Here is a 23514-nt window from a genome sequence, read left to right as displayed (position 1 = left end):
AATGTAATAAGGATTTTTTTATTCTATATACTGAATAATTTTTGTCTTATAAAATTCAATTTTTTGGTACATTCTGTTGAAAAATATTTTTTGATCTTTGGTTCCAGAATTACTTAAAGATTTGGAGTTTTTTAATTGATGGTAAATATATTCTTGTTCTTCATTACAAATATTTTTATCTGAAGTTACATAGTAACTTAACATATTGTGCGGAATAAAATAATGTGTATCATCTGTATTTGTGAATAATACCGTGTTGTTCAATAGTAAAAGTTCATTGTAAAATAATTCAAAGTTAGTCTTTTTGCTTTGCGTTAATTGTTCTACTTTCTCTACTATTTGTTTGATCTCTTCAAGAACAAGAAGAGCATTGTCAAAATTTATTAATCCGGCTTCAAAAAAATACATTAATTGTTGTAACGAACTGTTAATTGTGGTGTCATTCCAAATTTCAATACGATTTACAGAATTAAAAATAGTTATTAATTGACTCGATTCTTCAAGCATTGAAGTGTTTAAACTAAAATGTTCAAATTTATTATTTTGCTCAGCGTTTAACATTGAAATCCAAACATAGAGTTTAAATTTCGACAAGAGAGAACCACCAATAGTATAATGCAAGGGAATATCTTTAGCTGAATAAAAAGCAGTAGATGGGGCTGATTTGTATCGGTTTAAGATTTGAACAGAATTGGAAAGGTAATCTTTAAAATCCAAGACTGATTTGATGGTTTTTGTTTTTTCTAATATGTAATTGTTACCATTTAAAAATAACTGATCCATTGAAATGGAATAATGGTTGCATAATGCTATAGTTTCTTCTATTGTAAATTTAGTTTTCCCTGAAACTCTTCTGTGTGCCGCATCATAGCTTATTGAAAGTGTTTGAGCTATTTCTTCTAACAACGATTGCTTATTGGAAATTTTTGTTCGAATATGTTTAAGTAATAATTCTTGATTTTTCATATTTGTGAAATTCGCAAAAATAAAAATACAAAAAATTATTTATCACAACTAAAATTGTGAATATCAAAATAGTTTTGTCGTGTATAAATTGATAAATATGAAAAAAATAGTTGTTGAAAAAATAGAGTATTGTCGCTCCAAAGATTTGAAAAAGTATTCTAAAAAAGTTAATCTTTATTTTAAGAGAAAATTTCGATTTGTATTCTTCATTCTATTGGCCTCTTGTGGAGTTCAAAACCCAATAGACAAGGATTTATATGTAAAATGTCCAACGGATACTACAGTTGTGTTTTATGATAAATTAGATACACTGTTTTCTAATGCTAAATACGACACAGAAGTTCATACACGAAGTTTTATCAAAAATTTTACCGACAAACAATTTATTGATTATTCTAAACCAATAGAACTGAAGATTCAAAAAAATCAATTGTTTTTAAAGTTTGAAGACGCTTTGCAAAGAAAATTTGTGCTTCATTTTTATGGTAAACATTACAAAAACAAATTTGTTTTTTATACCAATTACGAGACCATAAATTTCCCACTAATTTTTACAACAAAACAAATGACAAAGTATGCTGTATGTTTTATAAATAAAACGACTCTTGAAATTAAAGAATACTATGTAAGTGAGGGAATGATGTTGTTTTTTGGAGCAGGGCATTCATCAAATAGAATTTATAAATTTAATACAATTAGCAATGAATAGATTTGTTTTATTACTTTTAATTTCCTTAAAAATAAATGCACAAGATACCATTGTGTATCCTAAGGTGGATCTTTTTAAAAGAAATATTTTAGAAATAAGTTATGGTATGCCTCTTGGTCAGCTAGAAGATAAATATCAAAACTCAATTAATACAGCCATGTATTTTAGAACAAAAATTGCAAAAAAACAATTCATCGATTTCGGTTTGGAACTAGGAGCTTTAAATAAACCAAGAAGGGTTAGTTATAGTGTTGCTTCAGCACCGTTAATAGTTGATCCTGGTAAAACAACATTTTTGTTAGGTTTTAGATACAGTAGGTTTTTGTTTTTATCAAAAGACGATAATTTTTGGATTGAAACAAACACTGGATTGGGATGGAAATACATACATTATAAAATACCAGATAAAGAGGAGTTTAAAGCGCTTGATTTTGAGCCAAGTTTGAACACAATTGCTATTTCTCAAGGGGTAAAAATAATGTTCTATGGTTTTGGAATACATGCGAATTATCAATATGCACCCTATGATTTGTTTAATAAAAATGCAGAAAATAACTTTGGTGGATCGAGTTTAAATTTTGGTGTTTCAGGGAGTTGGAATTTTTAAATAAAAAGCCTCAAATGGTAAATTTGAGGCTTTTAATTATTTTTTAATTGACTTGAATATATTCTTCAATAATTACCGGTTCTCCGGTATCAGTTATTCCTTCTATACTAATCTTATAATTTCCTTTTAGGTCTGATGTAAAAAAACTTAACTCTTTATTAGGAGCTAATTCTGTTATGTTGGGTTCCCAAACAAGTTGGTACCTGTAATCTGGAATTTTATCATAAGTGTTTTTTGTGTAATCTATTGAAAAGTATTTTTTATCTAATTCTGGTTTTTCTAATGGTGCTTTAATTATCCATTCTTCTGAAATTTTTGGAACATAATTTTGCTCTTTAGTAGTTAAATTTACTATTCCATTAAAAATATATTTATTTAAAAAATAACCTTTATTTACAAAATTGATTTTTGTAAAATAGGTAGGGTCATAGGTGAGAATTTCGTCTATTTCTTGTAAAAGGAATCCGTCCACTAAAACTATGGTATTTTCAAATAAATCACTTTTATTTACTTCATAATCATTTACCCTCATTATACTTTTTCCATTTTTTTTAACAGTATAGATTTCTGGAATTACTTCAACAAATACTTCTTTTAATGAATTTTGCGGATTGTAATCGGATAAAATATATTGCTTATCTGCTCCTGTATAAAAAGGTTTGGTTTTAGGGTTGGAATAAATTGTATCGCTTTTTGTATGGTAGTAAATGTTTTGAATTTGATTTGCTATAGAACGATTTAGAATAGCTTTTCCATAAATTGATTGTATTTTGTTTGATTTAAATGAGTTTTCATTGATTAAATTGGAAATGCTAAATTTATTTAATGCTATTTTATATTTTGAACGATCATCTTCATAAACTTGTATATATCCTTCGTTGTTTATAGTCTTGTCAGTAATAATTGTGAATTCACCTTTACTATTTGTTGTTGAAATTTTTAAATCAAAAGCATCTCCCATTTGGCTAAAAGCAATTTTTTTATTTTCAACACCACTATCGCTTGATTTTGATTCAATTTTTCCATAATAAATTTCGCCTCTATTTTCAGCTGCATTTTTAAAATCGTCAAGATTAATTGGACTTGAATTTTTATTTAAAGCTGTAAATATATTTTGTTCGTTAGAAAATGGAATACTATCAATTTTATTTACATTTAGTATAAAGCTTCCTTTTAACTGTTCTTGTACATTGAAGGTTACTTTTTCTCTTTTAGTATAAATTGATTTGCTAATTTTTATTTTTTTATTGGAATTACTATTTTTGGTAGTGATAATTGTTTTGTTATTATTCTCTTTTTCCTTTAATTCTTCTGGAATATTTGTATAAGGATTAATAATTAAAATATCCTTTTCAAAGAAAGAATTATAATTTGTCATCCAAGTAGTATATGCAACAACTTTATAATATCCACTTTGAATATTAGTGGGTAAAAAGAAATCGTTGGAGGCAATTCCTTCTTTTAGGATGAGTTTTTGTTTGAGAATTGATTTCTTTTCTTTATCAATCAATTCTATATATGCAACTTTACTAAAATTTGAAATTTGATTGTTGGAACTATTGATACAAATGAGTTTGTAAAATATGTTTTCACCAGCCAAATAGAAGTTGCTATTTGTTTGTAAAATCGTATTTTCTATTACAACAGATGATTGTTGTAATTTCTTGTTTTGAGCTAAAATTAAACAAGAGAGGAATAAAAATATAATTAAAAAATTGCTTTTTTTCATTGCCAAAAAGGTGGTACTACGTTAGACGAAAATTTTGTACAATCTCCACAAGGTGCAGGAACTAAGTAAATATAAGGGGAATCAAAACTTAAGAATAACATTCTACCAGAATTCAATTCATTTTCGGCTAAATAACCTTCACAAGTATCAGAGGAAGGATGAAAGCAAAATTTATATTTTCCATCTCTACAATTTGAAGGGTCAGGGTCAATACAATCATAGCAATCATAAAAATAACCTGGATATTGTGTGTTTGGAAATACATCAGGAAAGTTAAAAAAATATTCTCTGAGAACTTACAGTTGAAACATCAAAAAAACCAATAACTTTTTCATTTGGATTTGAAACACATTCAATATTTCCAGAGAAAAATCCTGGTTGGTTTTGAGAAAGTATACTTTCATTATTAGATAATTGTTTTAAAGTACTGTAATAAGTATATGCTTCAAGGTTTTGCACATATTGTCTGACTAAAATACTGTATCTGTGTTTGATAATAGGGTCTGTTACAGCTATAAATCTAACCATGTGGTCAACTCTATCTTCATTTAAATTAGTTGTTTTCGTTAATATGATGTCATTAGATTTTACTGTTGAATAGCAAGTTCTTGCTTCATAAGTTCTAGGTGTATAAATAAGTTCTTTAGTGTTAGGATCAACTAATACAGTAAAAGGTAACCATTTTGGAGCAATAATTTTATAGGTTTCTTCATATTCATATCGGTAATATTTTGAACTATTTGTTGGATCAAATGCTTTTACCTTTATTTCAGCACCTCTTTCACCTTGAAAAGTTTTATCAGCAACTTCAATGGATTGTATTGGATTTTCATGGGTTAGCAGTTCGGCATCAGATTGGTAAGATTTACCGTCTGCAGTATTGATAAACAATTGGTAGCTTCTTCCTTGAACTGCTTGAAATGCAATGTCAGATTGATAAATTTCATCACCTTCCGAGAAATTATAAATATTTCCCAAATTATCTTTTACATAAACTTCCGCATTTTCTACAAAATCAGGTCCGTTTTCTTCTAACCTGTAAGTTTTTGTTATTTTAATTTGTTGTGATTTTAATTCATTGGTAATTGTTGCTTCAATTACAAGCGCTTCTTCAAAATTTGAAGTTTGTAAATGATAAGGTTCAGTACAGCTTACTAAAACAAATACAAGTAAAATGAATAACTTTTTCATGATTATTAGAATTTAAAGTTATAAGTTATTGTTGGAATTGGAATACTAAAAATAGATGTTTTGTATCCTTTAACTTGTCCGTTTTCAGTAATAAAATAAATAGAATAAGGGTTGTTTCTACCTAATAAATTGTAAACGGAAATATTCCAAAAACTATGTGCTAATTTTTTTATTTTATGGCTACCTTCAATGTTAAAACTAAAGTCTACTCTATAATAATCTGGAATTCTAAATTTATTTCTATCACTATATAAAGTATATTCTGCATTTCCATAGGTGTATTTCCCTATGGGATATGTAATAGGTCTGCCGGTTTGGTACACAAAATTCATTGAGAAACTATATCTTTTTGTGATTTTGTAGTTTAAAACCGAATTAAAATCATGGGGTTTATCAAAGTTTGTAGCAAAATATTCCCCATTATTTACTTTTTCATCTCTAAATGGACTGTCTAATTTAATAAAACTTCTTGAATAAGTGTAAGCAATCCATCCATTTAATTTTCCAATAGATTTTTTAATTAATAATTCTATTCCATAAGATTTACCTTCACCTTGTAATAATTCTGTTTCAATTTTATCACTTAAAATGATAGTTGCTCCAGTTTTATAATCTAAAATATTTTTTGAACGTTTGGTGTATCCTTCTAAGCTAATTTCATAAATTTCATTTATATTTTTATATAAACCCAATGAATATTGTTCTCCAATTTGAGGTTTAACATTGATGTCTGATAATTTCCACACATCTGTCGGAGTTTGTGTCGTATTTGTAGATAATAAATGTATATATTGATAAGTTTTATCATAACTTCCTTTGATAGCTAACGAATTGGTCAACATGTATCTAGCAGAAATTCGAGGTTCAAGTCCGCCATATTGTTTAATAACCTCGTTATTTTTATAGTTTTTAGTTTCTAAAAGAGTGGCTTCGTTTTTGGGCAAACCATTTTCATAGATTCGCTGAGTATTTGGACCCAAAAATGAATAATTGGTATATCGTAATCCAATGTTTACAACTAGTTTAGTATTAATTTTTGCTTCGTTTTTAAAGAAAATGGACGATTCTAATGCTTTTTCGTCAATAATATCTTTTGGAGTTAAGATACTATTTTCATCTTTTGGAGTTAAAAAACCAGGATTTATTTTATAAAGTTTTCCAGAAATTCCGTAGTCTAAATTTATAAATTGATTTATCTTATTACTTTGCTTAACTTGCAGGTTAGTTTCGTTGATATTAAAGCCCGATTTAAACGAGTTCAATTCTTCTTTATGGTTAGAATAGTCTACGCCGTATTTGTAGTCACTATTGTTTAGTAAAACGGCTAAGTCTGCTTTTTTAGAAAATTTATGTTCCCAATTTATCCCAACTAGTCTGTTGTTGTATTTAAATAAAGAGTCGGAGGTAATTCTAAATTTATCATTACTATAGTAAAATAAAGTATTGATGGTATTTTTTGGATTGATATCGTGGCTGTATTTCAATGAAAAATCATAAAAAGAAGCATTACTGTTTTTAAGTTGCTCTTCATCTAAACTTTTAAGAATCCAATCAGAATAGGTTGCTCTAAATGCTGTAGCAAGAGCGGATTTTTCTTTTATTACAGGTACATTTAAAAATACATTACTTGTTACAGGGCCTATTCCACCTTCTCCGGATAATTTTGAAGCATTTGGTTTTTTCGTTTTTAAATCCATTACTGAAGATAATCTCCCGCCATATTCCACAGGAATACTGCCTTTATAGATAGTTACATTTTTTAAACTATAAGGATTAATTGAAGAGAAAAAACCTAAAAAGTGGAACGGGTTATATAATGAAATGTCGTCAACTAAAATCAAATTTTGATCGGCATTTCCACCTCTAACATTCAGTCCAGTGGCTCCTTCACCTGCGGTTTTAATTCCAGGCATTATAGTCGCAATTTTAAAAACATCTTGTTCGCCTAGAAGTATAGGGACATTTTTCATGTTTTCTAAATCTATTGTTGTGGCTCCTGTTGTGGTGCTTTTAATTTTATTTTGAATTTTAGTTGTAATTACAACTTCTTTAATTCCAATTGTTTTTTCAGTAATAAAAAAATCAATTGTACCATTTTCACTAACAAATAGTTTTTTACTATTGTTGGACGCGTTTGGAACTTCAACGGTTAAAGTAACTAAACCAGCTGGAACTTCAATGCTATACGCTCCATTTGAATCGGTAGTTGTACTTAAATTTTTATTTATTCTTACTATAGTATTTTTTACAGTATTATTTGTCTCTACATTTTTGACATTTCCTTTGATAGTAAATGTTTTGTTCTTTATGTTTTTGGTATTTTTTCCAATATAAATTAATTCTTCGTTTGGGTTTCTTTTATTTTCAATTGCAGTAGATTGTACGATATTTTGATTGTTTTGATTGATGAAATAATCATCGGTAAAATAGTCATAAATAATTCTATTTTCCATCAATATAATGCGATCAGAGTCAACATAAAAATTAATTTTTGTGTTCGCAAAAACTTCGGTTAAAATTTTATCTAATGTAGTGTTTTTGAAAGAAGCTGTTATTGTTTTCTTTTCATTATCTAACCATTTTGTATCATAATATATTTTACAATTTGATTCTTTTTCAATTTTATTTACTACAGTTATGAGATTCTCATTTTCAAATGAAATGTTTATAGAGTCCTTTTTAATTTGAGAAAAAGAAAATAAGCAAGAGAAGAGAAATAGAATTAAATATTTTTTCATTTAATTGAAATAAGTTCGTTAATTAATTTAGTATAAAACAGAATAAGATTATTTTCTTTTAACAGCTCGTTACTTTTGTAAAAATTTTGAATTTCTTTTTTATAATTTGGAAAAATAGTAATTAAACTATTCTTGTTATTAAGCAAATAATAAGCTTTTTTATGGTTTAAATAAATTTCAAAATTGTCGTAAAATGAATATTTTTTTTCACCAGTTGATAAGTCTTCTTTAAAGGTTTTAACATGCTTAATAAGTAATGAATCTTCGTTATTAATTTTAATTTCTTCAAAATATTGATAATGGTTGTTGATGTTTAACTTGATGAATTTTTTTTGATTAATAATGAAATAATCAACAAGTTCATTGATTAAAACAATTTCTGAAATAACGTTGAATTTTGGTTTGAATAAAATTTGATTGTTAAGGATGTCAAATTTTAATTTTACATCTGAATATAGTTTTCCATCATAAGAAATGGTGCATTTTGTATATTCATTGTTGTAAAATTGTTTCGTGTCATTGGTAGTGTTCCAATATTTGTTCTCGTATGATAAACCATTGTTTATTGGTAAATTTTCATACTGTGCTATACTGTCATTAACTTCAATTAAAGTTTCTTGCCCATGAAGAAAACAATAAAAAGTTAATAATAAGAGGGTTAACGATTTTTTCAATGTTTTTTTGTGTAATATATGTAATAAATCTTACAAACACAAAAAAAGCCTCAAAATTTAACATTTTGAGGCTTTAAATATAGAATTAATAATAATATTAACCTTGTGGATTATCTTTGTTTTCCTTGTTTTCAGGTTTTTTGTCTTCTCTTGGAGGACGAGGTAATAATGCTTTTCTTGAAACTTTTGGTTTTCTAGTTTTTGGATCTAAACCTAAATATTTCACTTCTAATTCATCACCTTCTTTTACAAAGTCGCTGATTTTTTCAATGCGTTTCCAATCCCATTCAGAAACGTGTAACAAACTGTCTTTTCCTGGAACAAATTCAACAACTGCTCCAAAGTCCAGTACCTTAGTTACTTTTACTTTATACGTTTCACCTTCAACTGGAGCAAAAACTTGATTTTGAATAGTAGCAAAAGCTTTGTCCATTCCTTCTTGTTTTGTACCTAATATTTCAATTTCTCCAAAGTCTCCAACTTCTGTAATTACTATAGTAGTTTCAGTATCGGCTTGTAATCCTTGAATGTTTTTACCTCCAGGTCCAATGATAGCTCCAATGAAATCTTTTGGAATGCTGAATTTAACAATTTTAGGAGCTTTTGCTTTAACAGTTGCATTTGGTTGAGCAATAGTTTCAGTAATTTTTCCTAATATATGTAAACGACCATCACGAGCTTGTTCTAAGGCTTGCTCCATAATGTCGTATCTTAATCCTTCAATTTTGATGTCCATTTGACAAGCAGTAATTCCGTCTGCTGTTCCTGTTACTTTAAAGTCCATATCTCCTAAGTGATCTTCATCACCTAAGATGTCTGATAATACAGCAAATTTTTCGCCATCGGTAATTAATCCCATAGCTATACCAGAAACTGGTTTTACCATTTGTACACCTGCATCCATTAATGCTAATGTTCCAGAACATACAGTAGCCATTGAAGACGAACCATTAGATTCTAATACTTCTGATACTATACGAATTGTATAAGGACAATCAGCAGGAATCATGTTTTTTAAAGCACGTTGCGCTAAATTACCATGTCCAACTTCTCTTCTAGAGGTTCCTCTTAATGGTTTTGCTTCACCCGTTGAGAAAGGAGGGAAGTTATAATGTAAGTAGAAACGCTCTTCACCTTGTTCCGAAGGTAAATCGATAACGTTAGCTTCTCTAGATGTTCCTAAAGTTACTGTTGCTAAAGCTTGAGTTTCACCACGTGTAAAAACTGCTGATCCATGTGCAGAAGGTAAATAATCTACTTCACACCAAATTGGGCGAATTTCAGTAGTTTTTCTTCCGTCTAAACGAATTCCTTTTTCTAAAATTACATTTCTAACGGCAGTTTTTTGAACTTTATAATTGTATTTGCTTACTAATTCAGCTAAATCTGCATTTTCAGCATATTCTTCTTCTGAATATAAAGCTTTAACTTCTTCTTTTACGATAGCAAATTTTTCACCTCTTTCGCTTTTTGCTGAAGCTTCCTGTGCAATAGCATAGTATTTGTCGTATGCTGCAGCTTTTACTTTAGCATAAACAGCTTCATCTTCTTTTTCTGGCTCATATTCTCTATAAGCTGGAGTACCAATTGCAGCTCTTAATTTTTCTTGTGCTTCAATTTGTAATTTGATAGCTTCATGAGCAAATTTAATGGCTTCAACCATTTCCGCTTCTGAGATTTCTTTCATCTCACCTTCCACCATACAAACAGAATCTTTAGAAGCTCCAATCATCATGTCGATGTCAGATTGTTCTAATTCTTCACGGCTAGGATTGATGATTAATTTTCCATTTACACGACCTACTCTTACTTCAGAGATTAAGTTGTAAAAAGGAATGTCTGAAACAGCTAATGCAGCCGAAGCAGCTAAACCTGTTAAAGCATCAGGCATTACATTGTCGTCATGAGACATTAACTGAATCATGATTTGAGTTTCAGCGTGATAATCGTCTGGGAATAAAGGGCGTAAAACGCGGTCTACCAAACGCATTGTTAAAATTTCTTGGTCGCTAGGACGTGCTTCTCTTTTGAAGAATCCTCCTGGAAAACGACCGGCCGCTGCAAATTTTTCGCGGTAATCTACTGTTAAAGGTAAAAAATCAATACCCGGATTGGCAGTACGGGCAGATACAGCAGTTGCAAGCAACATTGCGTCGCCCATACGTACCACGACAGACCCATCTGCTTGTTTGGCTAATTTTCCTGTTTCGATTGTGATTGTTCTTCCATCACCTAAATCGATAATTTCTTGGGTTACTTTTGGAATCATAAATTGTTCATTCAATAAATAATTTAAACAAAGGGTTTAGTTGTGTTGTTGTTGTGTGTTGTTGTAGTTGTTTGAAACCCAATGAAAAACCAAACTTTGTCTGTCTTTTTTTTGTAAACAAAAAGGGGCACAAAGCCCCCTTGAATTATTTTCTGATGTTTAATGTTTTCAGAATCTCACGATATTTGTTGATATCTTTTTTCTTTAAGTAGTCTAATTGACTTCTTCTTTTTCCTACCAACTTCACTAATGAACGCTCAGTGTTGTAATCATGACGATTTCTTTTTAAGTGCTCAGTTAAGTGGTTGATTCTGAAAGTAAACAATGCGATTTGTCCTTCTGTTGAACCTGTGTTAGTTGCAGCTCCACCATGAGTTGCAAAAATTTCAGCTTTTTTCTCTTTTGATAAGTACATGCTAATATTCCTTAAATAATTATTATGTAAATTGAGTGTTTCTCAATACGGGTGCAAAGGTAACTTTATTTTTTAATTACCAAACCTTTTCTTGTTTATTGATTAAAAAAGTGTTGCAACTTGTTCATTTACAAATTCTAAGAATCTTTCGTCTTCTGTAGTAAATGGATCTATTACATGACTGTCAATATCAATTTGTCCTATGTTTTTACCGTTAACAAATAAAGGTACAACAATTTCTGATTTTACTGTAATGCTACAGGCAATGTAGTTGTCTTGTGCTTTAACATCGGGTACAACAAAATTTGCATTTGATTCAGCTACCTGACCACAAATACCTTTTCCAAAGGGGATAACCGTATGGTCTGTTGCGGCACCAACATAAGGGCCTAAATGCAAGGTTTTAGTTTCGTGATTGGCAAAGTAATAACCCACCCAATCATAATAACTTACAGAATCAGATAATAACTGGCATATTTTTTTTAATTTTTCGTCTCTCTCTAATTGACTTTGAACAATAATTTCGACTTGCGGTTTTAAATTTTCAAAATTCATAAATTTATTTTTTGCAAAATTAAATTTTAAAAAGTTAAGAAAAATTATATTTTTGTTAAAAATCACTATTTTGAAAAACATCATTAAACAACATAAACCCTTTTTTGTTTTTTTGTTAAAGTTTTTAGTGTTCTATTTAGTTTTTACTGTTTTATACAAGTTGTTTTTAAATGAATTTAAAATGGAGAAAAATGAAGTAGATTACATTACTGAAAATGTTGCAGAACAAACTAAAGTAACTTTGGTGTTCTTTGGTAAAGATTGTGAAATTTCAAAACATGAATTTGAACCTTCGTATAAAATTCTTTATCAAGGCAAGTATGTTGCTAGGGTAATTGAAGGATGTAATGCTATTAGTGTTATTATTTTGTTTGCTTCATTTATTTTTGCTTTTTCAACTTCGTTCGGAAAAACCTTCTTATATATATTTTTGGGTTCCATTTTGATTTATGTTTTAAATTTTTTCAGAATAGCTTTATTGAGCGTAGCTTTATATCATTTTCCTCAATACGAGCATGTATTGCATAATATTGTTTTTCCTCTTGTGATTTATGGGATAGTGTTTTTACTTTGGATTTTATGGGTAACAAAAATTTCTGGATATGTGGCAAAAGTTACTGCAAAATAAAAAGCAATTAGTTTTTGTATTATTATTTGTTTTAGGGCTAGTGTTAATTCGAGCTTTTGAAAATGAATTGTTTTATGATCCTTTTTTAGAATTTTTTAAAGATGATTTTCAAAACCATAAACTGCCTAAATTTAATTCCATTCAATTGTTTTTTGGATTGCTTTTTCGCTATACATTAAATAGTATTTTTACCGTTCTAATTATTAAAACTTTATTTCAACAAAAATCTATTGTAAACCTAACTCTTTTTTTGTTGTTACTCTTTTTTTGTGTTTTGGTAATTGCGATGTTTTTTATTTTACATTTTTCAAAACAACCGGATTATTTAACTCTTTTTTATATTAGAAGATTTTTAATTCAGCCTTTGTTTTTAATATTATTTATTCCTGCCTTTTTTTATCAAAAAACAGTACAATAAATTTCGTAACTTTATAAAAATAATTTTTCATGAAAGTTACAAAATTTTCTGGCGAAATAGTAGACTATGATCAATCTAAATTGGTGCGTTCTTTAAAAAAATCAGGAGCTAATGATGTGGTTGTGTCTGAAATTTTGAATATTATAGAGCCACAATTGTATGATGGTATTTCTTCTAAAAAAATTTACAAGTTAGCTTATCAGCTGTTAAAGAAAAATTGTTCCAATGTGCATGCCGCTCGCTACAATTTAAGAACGGCATTATTGGGATTAGGGCCTGCCGGATTTTATTTTGAAAAATATATAGCTAAAATACATGAATATCTTGGATTTGATACTACAACAAATGTTATTTTAAATGGTACTTGTGTTTCACATGAAATAGATGTTGTGTTGTTGAAAGACGAGAAAATTAAAATGATCGAATGTAAGTTTCATTCTAGTAATGATGCAAAATCGGATGTGAAAATACCTATGTATATTTTGTCTCGTTTCAATGATTTAAAAAATAGAGATTTTCAATTGTTTGGTAAAACAAGGCAAATTGAAAGTTGTTTGATTGTTACCAATAATAAATTCACTGAAGATGCTTTAAAATTTGGTAACTGTTCAAATTTAGAATTATTAAGTTGGGATTATCCAGAAAAAAATGGATTGCGTGAACTTATCGATAAATTGAAATTATATCCTGTAACTTGTTTAACCACATTGACACAAGTTGAAAAAGAAAAATTATTGGCTGTTGAAATTATTACAGTTAAAGAGTTAGTAGAACAAAACGATTGGCTAGAAAAATTAGAAATTAGCAAACCGAGAATTAGAAGAATTTTAGCGGAAGCTCATCAATTATAATAGTTGTTATGAAAATACATTTTTTAGGTGCAGCAAGCACAGTCACAGGTTCAAAAATTTTAGTTGAAACACAAGGATTAAAAATTTTAATTGATTGTGGAATGTTTCAGGGTTTAAAAATATTAAGAGAATTAAATCGAGAACCGCTAGCTGTACCCCCAAGTACTATTGATTTTGTACTTCTAACTCATGGACATTTAGATCATTGTGGATGGTTACCCAAGCTAGTTGCAGATGGATTTAATGGAAAAATATTTTGTACACATCCAACGAAAGAAATTACAAAACTAATCTTAGAGGATAGTGCCAAAATTCAGGAAGAGGAAGCAGAAAGAGCGAATAAAGAAAATTTTTCAAAGCACAATCCGGCAACGCCACTTTATACAGTAGAAGATGTAGAAAAAGTACTGCCTCTTTTTAGAGTTGTTGATAAAGATCTTGAAATTAAAATAGAGGATAATGTTTGGTTTAAATTCTTTTATGCTGGACATATTTTAGGCGCTTGTTCTATTGAATTACATATTGAAAATAAAACCTTAGTGTTTTCAGGAGATATAGGGCAAGATGACGATGTATTAATGTTTCAACCTGAAAAACCAAAAGCAGCAGATTATATTTTTTTAGAAAGTACCTATGGAAATAGAATTCATCCGCAAGAAGATACTTTATTGCTTTTAGAAACAATAATAAATAATACGTATGAACGAAATGGGAATGTAATCATTCCAAGTTTTGCTGTAGAACGTGTACAAACGGTTATGTATTTATTATGGCAATTAAAAAAACAAAATCGAATTCCTGATATAAAATATATAATTGATACCCCAATGGGTATTAGTGTGTTAGATGTGTTTAGGGCTAATTTAAAATGGCATAAATTAACTCCTAATGAAAGTATAGAGATGTGTGAAATGTTTACCCTTATTACTAGTTTTGAAGATACTATTGAAGCGATTTATGAAGAAAGACCTAAGGTTGTAATCGCAGCGAGTGGTATGATTACAGGTGGTAGGGTTTTGGCTTATTTAGAAAGATATATTTCAAAACCAGAAAACACGGTTGTATTAGTGGGGTATCAAGCTGAAGGTACACGAGGTAGAAAACTTTTAGAAGGTGAAAAAGAAATTAAAATGCATGGTAACTATTTTAATGTTGAAGCCAATATAGTTTCAATAGAGGGTTTATCGGCGCATGGCGATCAAATTGATTTATTGCATTGGATGTCGGATTTGACCAATACACCTCAAAAAGTATTTTTAATTCATGGTGAAAATTTAGCTTTAGATGCTTTAAGAACCAAGATTCAAGAGAAATATAGTTATAATATAACCATTCCAATGTTAGGTCAAGTATTTGAAATTTAATTCATAACATTTTTTAATAAAAATATTTTATACATTTGTACAATGAATTTCAAAAAGCAAATAAGTATTTTTTTAGCGCTTTTCATTTTAATTGTGAATAGTAGTGCTAGTCTTGTATTGCATTTTTGTCATAATGAAATTTCCTATATATCTTTAGTTTATCAAGAAAATTCACTAATTGATTCTACAGAAGAAGATTCTTGTTGTTCCCCTCAAATTACGGAAGAGGATCAAAAAGAAGATTCAGGGTGTTGTTCAAATCAAGAAATTAAAGTTGAAAAGAAAATTGATTATACTATTTTTAATCATTTCGATTTTAAATTTCAAGCTGTAATTTTTGATGTAGTTTTACCAGTTTTTAAAACAGAGGAAGTAAAAACTACACAAGAACAAGTTACAGATTATTACTGTGATGCAAACGCACCACCGCTCTATAAACTCTATTCTCAATACATTTTCTACGCTTAATCAGTACTTTTTTTACAGTTGGATTTTTAAGTTTAAAATCCGAAGGATATTGTATTACTAGTAACTGATTTTTATGTTTTATAGAATTTTAATTGCATTACTGTTACCATTGGTAACAATTGCACAATCAAGTATAACGGGTAAGATTGTTAACGCCAATAATCAACCCATTTCGAATGCTAAAATAAGTGTCATCGAACAAAATAATTCGTTTTATACGGACGAAAGTGGAAACTTTAGTTTGATTCAAGCCAACACCGATGTCCATTTGATAATTGAGGCAAACGGATATAAAAAAATGGAAGTAAAGCAAAATTGCGCTCAAGATTTTGTTTTAGTTGTCGAACAGGTTTCATCTGAAAAAGAAATTGAAGCTGTTGTAGTAAAAAAAGAGCAAAAAGCCATGAATCGTAGTGTTAAAGCAGTAACAAATACGATTAATTTATCCCAAAAAGAACTTCAAAAAGCTGCTTGTTGTAATTTGTCTGAAAGTTTTGAAACCAATCCTTCTATTGATGTCAATTTTTCCGATGCAGTAACAGGTAACAAACAAATTAAAATGTTAGGATTAACCAGTCCTTATATTTTAATGTCGGAAGAAAATATTCCGGCAATTAGAGGTGCGTTACAAGCAACCGGATTAAACTTTATTCCTGGAACTTGGGTAGAAAGTATTCAAATTACAAAAGGAGCGGGGAGTGTAACGAATGGCTACGAAAGCATTTCTGGCCAAATTAATTATGAGTTACTCAAGCCTATAAAAGAAGTGCCGTTTTATACTAATGCCTATGCTTCTAATGACGGTAGGTATGAGCTAAACACCCATTTTAAAACCAAATTTTCTGAAAAATTGAGTTCTTTAGTTTTGCTACATGGGAATACAAGAAACCAAGTAAATGATATGAATCAAGATGGTTTTATGGATAATCCACAAGGAAAACAAATTAATTTATTGAACCGTTGGCAGTATAATGATGCTGAAAAAGGATTGGTTAGTTTTTTTAATATCAAGTATTTCAAAGATGAAAAAACAGGAGGTCAAGTCGGTTTTTCAAGAACTAATCCTTCAGGATTATGGGGAAGTCAAGTTGATACTGAAAAATTAGAATTATCAAACAAAATTGGTTATGTTTTTCCCGATATGCCTTTTCAAAGTATTGGATTTCAACAAGCCTTTCAATACAACAAACAAAATAGTTTATTTGGAACGAAATTGCATGAAATCAAACATAAAAGTTATTTTTCTAACTTATTGTTTAATTCAATCCTAAATAATACTAAAAATAAATTCATTACGGGAGTTAATTTTACGTACGATAAATTTGAAGAAAATGTGGTTGTCAATTTTACTCGTAATTACGACCGAATTGATAATTCTGTTGGTGCTTTTTTCGAATATTCTTATGATAATTTAAACAATTTGAGTTTTGTATTAGGTGCTCGTGTAGACAATCACAACCGTTTAGGTACTTTTTTTACGCCTAGAGCACATTTAAAATATATTCCATTTGAAAGAACAACAATACGTGTGTCGGCAGGTAGGGGTAAACGTGCAGCAAATATTTTTGCTGAGAACATAAATTTATTAGCTAGCTCACGTGAAATTATTATTCAAGATGCTGGAGGTAAATTGTATGGTTTAAATCCTGAAATAGCATGGAATTATGGATTAAGTTTAAACCAAAAATTTAATTTATTTGGAAGACAACATGAATTGGTTTTGGATTATTATAAAACCGATTTTCAAAACCAAGTAGTGGTCGATTTAGAAAACCCTCAGCAAGTTACTTTTTCTAATTTAAATGGTAAAAGTTATGCCGCGTCTTTTCAAGCAGAGTTAAATTTTAATATTTTAACCCATTTAGACATTAGAACAGCGTATAAATATTTAGATGTAAAAACCGATTTTCAAAAGGGATTACTCGAAAAACCATTGCAAGCCAAACACCGATTTTTTGCTAATGTTGCTTATGAAACGCATATTAAAGAAAAGGGACAACAATGGAAATTTGATGCTACATTTAATTGGATTGGCGAACAACGATTACCAAACACGAAAAGTAATCCAATAAATTATCAATTGGGTGATTATACAAAACCTTATGAGATGTTTAATGCACAAGTAACAAGAACTTTTTCTAGTGTGTTTGAAATGTATGTAGGTGGTGAAAATTTGGGTAATTTTAGGCAAAACAATGCCATAATTGCTTCAGATAATCCGTTTAATGCCTATTTTGATAGTACCATGATCTATGGTCCGGTTTTTGGAAGAATGTTTTATGCCGGATTAAGATTTAAGATTAAATAATTTTTAAGTCGAAAGTTGAAAGTTGAAAAATAATATAAAAGAGAAGAATATGAAAAAAATAATTTTAGCATTAGTAGTAGCTTGTAGTACACTTACTATTCAAGCACAAGAATTAAAAAAAGATGAAGTTCAAGTTACTCAGCAAAAGCCAAACAAGAACAAAAAAGTTGAGTTTGAAGTCAATGGAAATTGTGATATGTGTAAAAAACGTATTGAAAAAGCCGCTTATTCTGTTAAAGGAGTAAAATCAGCAATTTGGAATGCAGATCATCAAGATATTCATTTAATCATAGATGAATCAAAGTGTTCTGTTTTAGATGTACAAAAAGCGATAGCTAAAGTTGGACATGACACAGCAGGAGTGAAGGCAACGGATGAGCAATACGGGGCTATTCACGGATGTTGTCAATACCGTACTCAAGAAACACATTAATTGTATTAATCTTTTTAGTATATTTGGTATACTAACCAATTAAATTAACAACTATGCCAATTAATCCAATCGCATGCTTAGTAGCTGCACTGTCAACTTTTTTAGTAGGTTTCATTTGGTACAATCCAAAAGTGTTCGGTACAATTTGGATGAATGAGACTGGAATGACTGAAGAAAAAGCACAAAAAGGGAACATGCTTAAAATTTTCGGGTTAACCTTAGTGTTTTCCTTATTGCTTTCATTTATGGTAGTTCCAATGATGGTTATTCACCAAATTGGAGCAATTCAATTAGTAGGTGGTGATGAAACAAACGCCTCTTTAATTGAGTTTATGAAAGGTAAAGAAGACGCTTTTCGTTCATTTAAACATGGTGCATTGCATGGATGTATGACCGGATTATTTTTTGTATTACCTGTAACTGCCATTAATGGTTTGTTCGAACAAAAATCATGGAAATATATTTTAGTAACTTCTGGTTATTGGATTGTTTCGTTGACTATAATGGGAGCTATAATTTGTGGTTGGAAATAATTAACATTTTATTATAATACTTTCGTCCTACATTTGTGGGACGATTTTTTTTATCTTGGAAAACCTATCATTTAAAATCTTTTCAAAAACTGTGGAGCTGCCGTCCAATTGGGATGAAGTGGCTCATACCAATCATTTTTTACAAACCCCTTATTTGAAAGTGTTAGAAAATTCAGCACCCACAAATATGGAATGTTTTTATATTGGAATTTTTGATTCTACAGCGTTAATAGGTGTTGCATTAGCTCAATATTTGGATTTAAATAAATTGGAATCTTTTGGAGAACGGGATAAATGCTTTAAAACCATGATTCGAAATTTTGTTTTTAAGAATTTTGCTTCTCATGTACTTTTTTTAGGAAATAATATGATTACAGGGCAAAACGGGTATGCTTTTTCTAAAGAAATTGATTTTGCTAGTATAAGTGAAATTTTATTACAATCGGCAGATGCTATTAAAGGTTATTTTAAAAATAAAGGCATCAAAATTCATATTGTTTCTTTTAAAGATTTTTATGAACACTGTTCTGTTGAATTGAAAAAGAATCATTTTGCTTCAGTTTATGAGTTCAATACCCAGCCTAATATGATATTTTCAATTCCTCATACTTGGAAATCCAAAGAAGATTATATCGGGGCTTTTTCAAAAAAATATAGAGATCAATACAAAAGAGCTAGAAAAAAATTTGATGGTGTTGTAGTAAAAGAATTAATGCTAGATGAGGTAATTCAAAATGAAAAGAGGATTTACGATTTATACTATTATGTAGCAAAAAATGCGCCTTTTAATACTTTTTTCCTAGACCAACAGCATTTTTCAGTTTTTAAAAAACAATGCGGTCACCGATTTAAATTATTTGGGTATTTTATACATGAAGAATTAGTCGGGTTTCATTCAGTTTTATTAAATGGCGATGTTTTAGAGACGTACTTTTTAGGATATAATGATAAAGTTCAAAAAGAAAAAATGTTGTATTTGAATATGTTATACAACATGACCGAATTTGGTATTGAGCACGGTTTTCATAAAATTATTTTTGGAAGAACAGCTTTAGAAATTAAAAGTTCCATTGGTGCTGAACCAGTTAAAATGTCGGGTTTTATCATGCATAGCAATACATTAATTAATAAATATATTAGCAAAATATTTCCAAAATTAGAACCAGAATTACATTGGCAACAAAGACATCCTTTTAAATAAATTATCCTTCTAGTTCCATTTGAACCGTTTCCCAATCAGACATTAATTGATCTAATTCTTTCTTTTTCTTTTCGTATGCAGCAAAGAATTGGGTATCTTCAATTAATTTCTCATAATTACGGGCTAAATTTTCATCGTCTTTTGCAATTTCTTTTTCCAATTGATTGATTTGACTTTCAATTTTAGAAAGTTTATTTTGAAGTGCTTTTTGCGCTTTTTGTTCTTCGTAACTTAGGTTTTTTGGAGCTTCTATTTTTGTAGTTGAGGTTTCTGTTTTAACCACATCTTTTTTCTCAATTTCTCGCATATTTTGAACATTTTTCTGTTCTAAGAAGAAATTGATATCACCCAAATATTCTCTAATTTTTTGATCTTTAAATTCATAAACGGTATTGGCCATGCCTTGTAAAAAATCACGGTCATGCGATACCAGTAGGAGTGTGCCTTCAAAATTTTGTAAAGCTGCTTTTAATACATTTTTAGATTTAATATCTAAGTGATTCGTGGGCTCGTCCATTACCAATACATTGATAGGTTGAAGTAATAAACGACACAATGCTAAACGGTTTCGTTCGCCTCCAGACAAAACTTTTACCTTTTTTTCTACATCATCGCCTCTAAATAAAAAAGCACCCAACATGTCTCTTACTTTACTTCTGTTAGTGTCATTTGCAGCTTCAATCATGGTGTCTAATAATGTTTTTTCACCATCTAAATATTCGGCCTGATTTTGTGCAAAATACCCTAGTTGAACATTGTGGCCTAATTTAATAGTCCCTTCATATTTAAATTCATTTACAATGGCTTTAATAAACGTAGATTTTCCTTGTCCATTTTGCCCAACAAAAGCAATTTTACTTCCTCGTTCCACCAATAAAGAAATATCTTTTAAGATCACTTTATCACCATAGGCTTTAGTTACATGTTCGGCTTCTACCACTACACGTCCTGGTGTAATTGAAACAGGGAAGGAGATGTTCATTACCGAATTGTCGTCTTCATCGACTTCAATACGTTCAACTTTATCCAATTTTTTAATTAGCGACTGCGCCATTGAAGCTTTAGAAGCTTTTGCTCTAAATTTTTCAATTAGTTTTTCAGTTTCTTCAATTTTTTTCTGTTGATTTTTTTGCGTAGCTAATTGTTTTTCACGAATTTCTTCTCTTAAAACTAAATATTGAGAATAAGGTTTGTTAAAGTCATACGCCTTTCCTAAAGAAATTTCAATGGTTCTATTCGTTACATTATCTAAAAACATTTTATCGTGAGATACGATAACAACCACACCGGGGAAATTTTTCAAAAAACCTTCAAGCCAAATAATACTTTCGATGTCTAAGTGGTTGGTAGGTTCATCCAAAAGAAGTATGTCGTTTGATTGCAACAATAGTTTAGCCAATTCAATTCGCATACGCCAACCACCAGAAAAAGTATCCGTTTGGTTATCAAAATCTTCTCTTTTGAAACCTAATCCTAACAATATTTTTTCCGTATCACCTACATAATTATACCCGCCATGAATTTCATATTGATGTTGAAAATCACTCAATTGTTCAATTAATTCAGTATAAGCCTCACTTTCATAATCAGTTCTTGTAGCTAGCTGATGGTTTATATGATCAATTTTGTTTTCGTAGTATTTTATTTCTTCAAACGCTTGATACGCTTCTTCTAAAACCGTTCTTCCTTTAACAAAATCTATATCTTGTCTTAAAAACCCAATTTTTACTTCTTTCTCAGTTGCAATTGTGCCACTATCAGGTTTAAAGTCACCCGCCAACATTTTTAGCATGGTTGATTTTCCTGCACCATTTTTACCCACTAAACCCACACGGTCACCAGCGCCAAGTCTAAAAGTAACTTCTTCAAATAAAAATGTTCCACCAAATGAAACCGATAAATTATGTATATTAAGCATGATATGTAACAATTGTGACGCAAAAATACTATACTTATTTTACCTTTGTATAAAAAAAAGGAAAATGTTTACCAAAGGATCTAAAATAGCAAGTATGATTAAAGGTACTTGTCCACGTTGTCAAGAAGAAAGTATGTATGAAGTTCGTAATCCATACAACTTATCCAAAGCTTTAAAAATGCATGAAAATTGTTCTCATTGTCATCTGCATTATGCAATCGAACCTTCTTTCTTTTATGGAGCGATGTATGTAAGCTATGGTTTGGGTGTAGCGTTTGCAGTAGCTGCTTTTGTAATTTCACATGTTTTTATTGGGGCAGATTTAAAGACCTCTTTTATTGCAATTATGGCAACATTAATTGTATTTATGCCAATAATAATGCGTTTATCAAGAAATATATGGATTAATTTCTTTGTAAATTTTGATAAAAATTGGAAAGAGCACTTACATAAAAAGTCATAATATTTTTTTATAAATACGTTGAATATCTACTTCCTTATCTATGGGAATTTTATTTTCTATAAAATTATATAATTGATGGGCTAGGAAGGGAGCAAACATAACACCTCTAGTTCCTAGTCCATTTAATATAAATGCATTTTTATAGTGATAATGTTGACCCAATAATGGTTTTCTATCTTTTACTGTCGGTCTAATACCAGCGTAATGATCAATTACTTTGTATTCACAATTTATTAATTCTTTTAGATTATTTTCTAGTTCTAGTCTTGCTTCTTGAGTTTGATAAGTAGTTTTATCTTGCCAATTATATGTTGCGCCCACTTTATACAGATGATTACCAATTGGAAGAACAAATATGCTTGAATTTATAATATTTGTTACCTTCAAGTTTTCTGATTCTATTAAAAGTAACTCACCCTTAGTACCATCTAGAGGTAAATTATTAAAATAGGGATTATTATGTATGCCAAATCCTTCCGCAAATATGATGTTTTTTGCTTTATAATTTTTGTAAGTTATAGATTCATTTGAAAACTTGAGTTGAGTGTAATCAAATGTATCTTTTACAAGAAGTTGATTATAATCTAAATATGTAGCATATGTTTCTTTTAGTAAATTAGTGTCTAAATAACCTGTTTGATTTACTTTTCCAAATTTGTATGCTGACTTGATATTATTATTTGGTAATTGTTCTAAAATTGGATGTAAATAATCTTTTAAATTTGGTTTATCAGCTGCGATATACCAATCATTTTGTTCTTCGATAGAAACCAATTTTCTTAGTAGGGGAATTTCATGTAAGAAAGATTGATTTAGCTTTTGTTCTAATTTTTTATAAAATGGAATAGCGAATTCTAATTGTTCTTTTGCTTTCCAAACTTCACTAAATCGTTTTAAGACAACTGGATTATATAGTCCTCCTGCAATTTGAGTTGAATTTTGTGAATAATCTTCAAAAACTACTATACTACGATTGTTTTGTAAACACAATTCAGAAATACTTAAACCAGCTAAACCAGCACCAACAATCAAAAAATCAACTTCTTTCATATGTTTAAATTTTAATTTTAATAGGT

Annotated in this window: 22 protein-coding genes; 12 read left to right on the top strand and 10 right to left on the bottom strand. The window is 29.4% G+C overall.

Annotated elements, in window-relative coordinates:
* Positions 1-18: 18 nt before the first annotated feature.
* Complete coding sequence (locus KQS_RS11305; RefSeq protein WP_014389317.1) at positions 19-966, bottom strand: hypothetical protein; 948 nt, start codon at positions 964-966, stop codon at positions 19-21.
* A 97-nt stretch (positions 967-1063) separates the two neighbouring features.
* Here KQS_RS11305 and KQS_RS11300 point away from each other — a divergent pair, with 97 nt between their 5' ends.
* Entirely contained in the window at positions 1064-1675 is a 612-nt protein-coding gene (locus KQS_RS11300; RefSeq protein ID WP_014389316.1) for a hypothetical protein, read from the top strand.
* Positions 1668-2282, top strand: coding sequence for a hypothetical protein (locus KQS_RS11295; RefSeq protein ID WP_014389315.1), 615 nt, complete (start codon positions 1668-1670; stop codon positions 2280-2282). Before KQS_RS11300 ends, KQS_RS11295 begins: the two co-directional genes overlap by 8 nt.
* Positions 2283-2325: 43 nt before the next feature.
* Here KQS_RS11295 and KQS_RS11290 read toward each other — a convergent pair whose 3' ends face one another.
* The 7 genes from KQS_RS11290 to KQS_RS11260 all read right to left on the bottom strand — a co-directional run bounded on the left by KQS_RS11290 (position 2326) and on the right by KQS_RS11260 (position 11853).
* Positions 2326-4011, bottom strand: coding sequence for a hypothetical protein (locus KQS_RS11290; protein ID WP_014389314.1), 1686 nt, complete (start codon positions 4009-4011; stop codon positions 2326-2328).
* Between the two features lie 273 nt (positions 4012-4284).
* Positions 4285-5202 (bottom strand): DUF4249 domain-containing protein, encoded by a 918-nt coding sequence (locus tag KQS_RS11285; protein ID WP_051149678.1) that lies wholly within the window; start codon positions 5200-5202, stop codon positions 4285-4287.
* A gap of 5 nt (positions 5203-5207) precedes the next feature.
* Positions 5208-7940 (bottom strand): TonB-dependent receptor domain-containing protein, encoded by a 2733-nt coding sequence (locus KQS_RS11280; RefSeq protein ID WP_014389313.1) that lies wholly within the window; start codon positions 7938-7940, stop codon positions 5208-5210.
* On the bottom strand, positions 7937-8614 hold the full coding sequence (locus KQS_RS11275) for a hypothetical protein (RefSeq protein ID WP_014389312.1): 678 nt from the start codon (positions 8612-8614) through the stop codon (positions 7937-7939). The genes KQS_RS11280 and KQS_RS11275 overlap by 4 nt, the downstream gene beginning before the upstream one ends.
* 97 nt (positions 8615-8711) lie before the next feature.
* Positions 8712-10883 (bottom strand): polyribonucleotide nucleotidyltransferase, encoded by a 2172-nt coding sequence (locus tag KQS_RS11270; protein WP_014389311.1) that lies wholly within the window; start codon positions 10881-10883, stop codon positions 8712-8714.
* A gap of 145 nt (positions 10884-11028) precedes the next feature.
* Complete coding sequence (gene rpsO / locus KQS_RS11265) at positions 11029-11298, bottom strand: 30S ribosomal protein S15 (protein WP_014389310.1); 270 nt, start codon at positions 11296-11298, stop codon at positions 11029-11031.
* Between the two features lie 102 nt (positions 11299-11400).
* The gene (locus KQS_RS11260) at positions 11401-11853 is read right to left on the bottom strand and encodes a GAF domain-containing protein (RefSeq protein ID WP_014389309.1); all 453 of its coding nucleotides are present in this window, start codon (positions 11851-11853) and stop codon (positions 11401-11403) included.
* Between the two features lie 52 nt (positions 11854-11905).
* Between KQS_RS11260 and xrtF the strand changes: the two genes are divergently transcribed.
* The 9 genes from xrtF (at position 11906) to KQS_RS11215 (ending at position 20057) form a co-directional block, all read left to right on the top strand.
* Positions 11906-12481 carry an exosortase family protein XrtF gene (gene xrtF, locus KQS_RS11255; protein WP_051149677.1) on the top strand — a complete coding sequence of 192 codons (576 nt, stop codon included), beginning with the start codon at positions 11906-11908 and terminating at the stop codon, positions 12479-12481.
* Positions 12456-12899, top strand: coding sequence for an exosortase F system-associated membrane protein (locus KQS_RS14740; RefSeq protein ID WP_041252097.1), 444 nt, complete (start codon positions 12456-12458; stop codon positions 12897-12899). Before xrtF ends, KQS_RS14740 begins: the two co-directional genes overlap by 26 nt.
* A 29-nt stretch (positions 12900-12928) precedes the next feature.
* Entirely contained in the window at positions 12929-13750 is an 822-nt protein-coding gene (locus KQS_RS11245; RefSeq protein ID WP_014389307.1) for an ATP cone domain-containing protein, read from the top strand.
* Between the two features lie 8 nt (positions 13751-13758).
* Positions 13759-15114, top strand: a complete 1356-nt coding sequence (locus tag KQS_RS11240) for an MBL fold metallo-hydrolase (RefSeq protein WP_014389306.1) — start codon at positions 13759-13761, stop codon at positions 15112-15114.
* A gap of 42 nt (positions 15115-15156) precedes the next feature.
* Entirely contained in the window at positions 15157-15582 is a 426-nt protein-coding gene (locus tag KQS_RS11235) for an HYC_CC_PP family protein (RefSeq protein ID WP_014389305.1), read from the top strand.
* 67 nt (positions 15583-15649) lie between these two features.
* Entirely contained in the window at positions 15650-17890 is a 2241-nt protein-coding gene (locus KQS_RS11230) for a TonB-dependent receptor (RefSeq protein ID WP_041252096.1), read from the top strand.
* A 49-nt stretch (positions 17891-17939) separates the two neighbouring features.
* Complete coding sequence (locus KQS_RS11225; RefSeq protein WP_014389303.1) at positions 17940-18323, top strand: heavy-metal-associated domain-containing protein; 384 nt, start codon at positions 17940-17942, stop codon at positions 18321-18323.
* A 53-nt stretch (positions 18324-18376) separates the two neighbouring features.
* Positions 18377-18856 carry a DUF1761 domain-containing protein gene (locus KQS_RS11220; RefSeq protein ID WP_014389302.1) on the top strand — a complete coding sequence of 160 codons (480 nt, stop codon included), beginning with the start codon at positions 18377-18379 and terminating at the stop codon, positions 18854-18856.
* A 91-nt stretch (positions 18857-18947) separates the two neighbouring features.
* Positions 18948-20057, top strand: coding sequence for a GNAT family N-acetyltransferase (locus KQS_RS11215; RefSeq protein WP_014389301.1), 1110 nt, complete (start codon positions 18948-18950; stop codon positions 20055-20057).
* Position 20058: 1 nt separating this feature from the next.
* Here KQS_RS11215 and KQS_RS11210 read toward each other — a convergent pair whose 3' ends face one another.
* Positions 20059-21975: an ABC-F family ATP-binding cassette domain-containing protein gene (locus KQS_RS11210; protein ID WP_014389300.1), complete on the bottom strand. Its 1917-nt coding sequence runs from the start codon at positions 21973-21975 to the stop codon at positions 20059-20061.
* A 64-nt stretch (positions 21976-22039) separates the two neighbouring features.
* On the opposite strand from KQS_RS11210, the gene KQS_RS11205 reads away from it, so the two are divergent.
* On the top strand, positions 22040-22438 hold the full coding sequence (locus KQS_RS11205) for a DUF983 domain-containing protein (RefSeq protein ID WP_041252094.1): 399 nt from the start codon (positions 22040-22042) through the stop codon (positions 22436-22438).
* Here KQS_RS11205 and KQS_RS11200 read toward each other — a convergent pair.
* Complete coding sequence (locus tag KQS_RS11200; RefSeq protein ID WP_014389299.1) at positions 22433-23488, bottom strand: NAD(P)/FAD-dependent oxidoreductase; 1056 nt, start codon at positions 23486-23488, stop codon at positions 22433-22435. The genes KQS_RS11205 and KQS_RS11200 overlap by 6 nt on opposite strands.
* Between the last annotated feature and the right edge of the window lie 26 nt (positions 23489-23514).

Origin of the sequence: Flavobacterium indicum GPTSA100-9 = DSM 17447 (genome assembly GCF_000455605.1) — a bacterium.
GTDB lineage: Bacteria > Bacteroidota > Bacteroidia > Flavobacteriales > Flavobacteriaceae > Flavobacterium > Flavobacterium indicum.
This window is presented reverse-complemented; position numbering and strand designations above follow the sequence as displayed.